Consider the following 3506-nt stretch of genomic DNA (forward strand, 5'->3'; position numbering starts at 1 on the left):
CGCCGCCACCAAAGCCGGCGGCGGACAATACACCGACCTCACCGAACTGTTCTGCACCACAAACCGCTGCCCGGTCATCGTCGGCAACACCCTGGTCTACATCGACGAGGAACACGTGACGCTCGAATACTCCCGGCTGTTGGCACCGGTAATGGGGGCGCTGGCCGACCGCGCGCTCGCCCCCGGTTGACATGCTGCGGGGTGTTGGCGACGCGGTCCCGCATATGATCGACCCGGACCGCACTCTCGGCAACGCGTGCCGGTCACCTACTTCCTCCACAGAGGAACCGGAGGCGTCGGATTTTGTCAACATCCGTGCTCGTCACTGGCGGGGCAGGATTTATTGGATCCGCGCTCACGCGCCGACTCGTCAAAGCCGGTTACGACGTCGCTGTGATGGACGTCCTGCACCCGCAGGTGCACGGCGAACGTGCAGCGATCGACCTGCCGCCATCCGTGCAGTTGTTCACCGGCGATGTCACCCATGCCCCTGACTGGGATGCCGTGCTTCGGTTGTTCCGACCTTCCCAGATCGTCCATTTGGCGGCCGAGACGGGAACGGGAGAGTCGCTCTCTCAGGCGACGCGCCACGGCTCGGTAAACGTGGTGGGCACCACCCAACTTCTTGACGCCCTGAGCCGCTCGGCACTCGTGCCCGACCAGTTCGTCCTGGCGTCGTCAAGGGCCGTCTACGGGGAGGGCGCTTGGCAATGCGGAACACAAACCTTCTATCCGCGGCCGCGCAGCCACACTCAGCTGGTGGCCGGTATTTGGGATCCGCGAGGGCCCACGGGCGAACCTGCGGTGCCGCTTACGAGCTGCTCAGGCCGGACGGAGCCCCGGCCCACCAACATTTACGCCGCGACCAAACTCGCGCAGGAGCACATGTTGGCCGCCTGGACGGCCGCGCATGACGCCAATCTCAGTGTGCTGCGTCTGCAGAATGTCTACGGGCCGGGCCAGTCGCTGACCAATTCGTACACCGGAATAGTCGCTCTCTTCGCGCGTTTGGCGCGCCAGCAACGCCGGTTGGAGGTCTACGAAGACGGTCGGATCGTGCGCGATTTCATCTTTATCGACGATGTCGTCGAGGCGCTGTTCGCCGCGATAGAGGAACCCGCGGCTGAGCCACGCTGCCTCGACATCGGGTCGGGCAGCGCAACAACCATCCATGAGCTGGCTCGCAAGATCGCCGCCGTCTGCGACGCCCCCGAACCGACCGTCGTACCGAAATTCCGCGACGGTGACGTACGCGCCGCGAGTTGCAACATCGAGCCGGCGAAGAACAAGCTCCACTGGGGTCCGAAGTGGGCGCTCGAGGACGGTCTGCATGCACTGCTCGAATGGATCAGCAGGCAGCCCGAATTACCTTTCGAGCCAAGCGATCACGCGCATGTAACAGATCGTGCTGTAGTAGAACATGATGGGTGCCGTTAACGGCAACCTCACTTCGAACTGCAGGGCCGCAACCCAAGTCAACGCATCTGGTCGCCGGGGCTGGGGCTCGACTAGGTCTCATGGCAACTACCGGGGCCGAGTGCTCCCCCCACACGCGAGCGTGTTGCTTGACCATCGGAGCGGGCGCTGCGTCGGCGTCGCCGAGCGCTGGGTCGGGCGCTGCTGGCCGCCGCGGTATCGGATCGCGAGGGTGAACTCCCGTTGTTCGTCGGGCCGAGCTACGGCAGCGGCCTTACCACGACGGTCGCCCGCCGCTCCCTCCTCCGGGAACATTGGGCGTGCGGGCGGCGACGCTCGGTTCACTCGTAACCCGCGAGGAGCTGGCGACCACCGCCTGATCAAGGCGCCGAGGACCGCGCGTTCGCCGGCATGCTGGCATCCCTCGATGCGCTCGCCGCCGACGCGGAATTGGTGGTTGAAGTGATACCACAATGGTGGAGCGATCCGCAGCTGCGGCCGATCGACGTGCTGCGGCCCTTCCTTGAGCGCGGCTTCCAACGTCTACCTGCTGCCGTCCAACTACTGGCCGTGGCGCTACCTGCGGCCCAGGGATGCCGGGGCCCCGCAGCGGCTCCGCGACTTCGCGGCACCGGAGCGGCGCAGAAGGCTCGACGCTGTGCTGTCACACAGAAACGCCGATGCGCTGTGACGAGGGTCTCGGCACCTTGCAGATTTCGCCGGCGCCGATCACCCCGACGGCCCGCCGTCGCCGATCAGCCAACACGCTTGAGGCGGGCGAAATTTTCCACAAGATCAGCTGCGGCCGCAACGCTTTCGGCGGGTTTGGTCATCCGGGTGGCGATCTCGCGGGCCAGGGCGAGGTATTGCGGGGCGAGAATGGTGCGCAGGTCTGCGACCAGCGATTTCTCGGTAGTGGTCGAAAAGCGCCGGGCGGTGCCCATCTTCAGCCGTTTGACCGCAGCTCCCCAGAACAGCTGATCGGTCAGCGTCCAGAGGATCAACGTGGGGACCCCGGCGCGCAGGCCTGCGGCCGTGATGCCCGCGCTGCCGCGGTGCACGACTGCGCGGCAGGCTGGAAAGACCGCCCCGTGATTCATCGTGCCGACCACCTTGACGTGCTCGGCATGGGGGACGTTGCTGAAGTCAGTTCCGTCGGCGCAAACCAACGCCCGCTCGCCTAACTGCGCGCAGGCCGCACCGATCATGGCCAGCGTGTCGGCCGGAGATTCGACCGATACGCTGCCAAACCCGAAGAAAATCGGCGGTGTTCCCGCGGCAATCCACGACGCGACCTCCTCATCGGCATCCCCCGCCAACCCGAGCGTCAGCGTGCCGACAAAAGGCCGGTGGCCATCAAATTTCGCCCATTCGGCTGCCAGCCCGGGAAAGTACACCTCGTCAAAGGCCTGAATTTCGAGCGATCCACGTTCTGCGATCCGCCGCGACCAGGGGCCCGTGGCCTCCGGCAGACCCAGTTCGCGACGCTGCGCGTCCTCGACCTTCTTCGACAGGCGCCAAGACAGCCACCAGAACACCGTCATTGCCGAGCGGCACAACGGCGCCAGCAGGGACGGCAGGAGCTGGCCGTTAGCCCGCACCGGAAAGAGATGCAACGTGGCCAATGGAATGTCGTAATACTCCGCGACGTTGGCAGCGACGCCCTCGAAATTCATGCCGGTGAGTAGCAGGTCGGCCCCGTCCGCCAGCGACGTCAGCGTCGTGCTCATCTCCTCCCGGCACTGGGTATACGGCTCCCAAGTTTCGCGCCACAACCTGATCAGCTCCCGGATCCTCCAGGGGGTGCGGAAGAAACACATCCAGTAGTAGCGCTGCCGCGAAACCAAATTGACTAGCAAATCTGGTCCGTAGGCGACCGCCGCAGGCCCTGCCGCCTCGGCGAAGCCAACCAGGAAGGGCGGGACGGCTATGCACACGTCATGCCCGCGGCGCTGCAGCTCACGGCCGACAGCGACGGGGGGCTCGACATCGCCACGACTTCCCCAGCACGCCAGCGCAAATTTCACCGCGAATCCATAGCCTTTCACTTCCCGCGGGCGAAATGGAAACTGCAGCCTCACACTCCTGAC

Annotated in this window: 4 protein-coding genes; 3 read left to right on the forward strand and 1 reads right to left on the reverse strand. The window is 65.3% G+C overall.

The window, feature by feature from the left end:
- From ACLP9N_RS05385 to ACLP9N_RS05395, 3 genes are all read left to right on the forward strand, one after another.
- Positions 1-190, forward strand: a 190-nt coding sequence (locus ACLP9N_RS05385; protein ID WP_442406415.1) for an SGNH hydrolase domain-containing protein, incomplete at its 5' end; no start/stop codon positions are given.
- A gap of 125 nt (positions 191-315) precedes the next feature.
- Positions 316-1437: an NAD-dependent epimerase/dehydratase family protein gene (locus tag ACLP9N_RS05390; RefSeq protein WP_442406417.1), complete on the forward strand. Its 1122-nt coding sequence runs from the start codon at positions 316-318 to the stop codon at positions 1435-1437.
- A 502-nt stretch (positions 1438-1939) separates the two neighbouring features.
- A complete protein-coding gene (locus ACLP9N_RS05395) occupies positions 1940-2107 on the forward strand; it encodes a hypothetical protein (protein WP_442406416.1) in 168 nt (55 codons plus the stop codon).
- Positions 2108-2171: 64 nt separating this feature from the next.
- Here the strand turns inward: ACLP9N_RS05395 and ACLP9N_RS05400 are convergent, their stop codons facing one another.
- Positions 2172-3443 (reverse strand): glycosyltransferase, encoded by a 1272-nt coding sequence (locus ACLP9N_RS05400; protein ID WP_442406418.1) that lies wholly within the window; start codon positions 3441-3443, stop codon positions 2172-2174.
- Between the last annotated feature and the right edge of the window lie 63 nt (positions 3444-3506).

Origin of the sequence: Mycobacterium sp., from assembly GCF_052144515.1 — a bacterium.
Taxonomy (GTDB): domain Bacteria; phylum Actinomycetota; class Actinomycetes; order Mycobacteriales; family Mycobacteriaceae; genus Mycobacterium.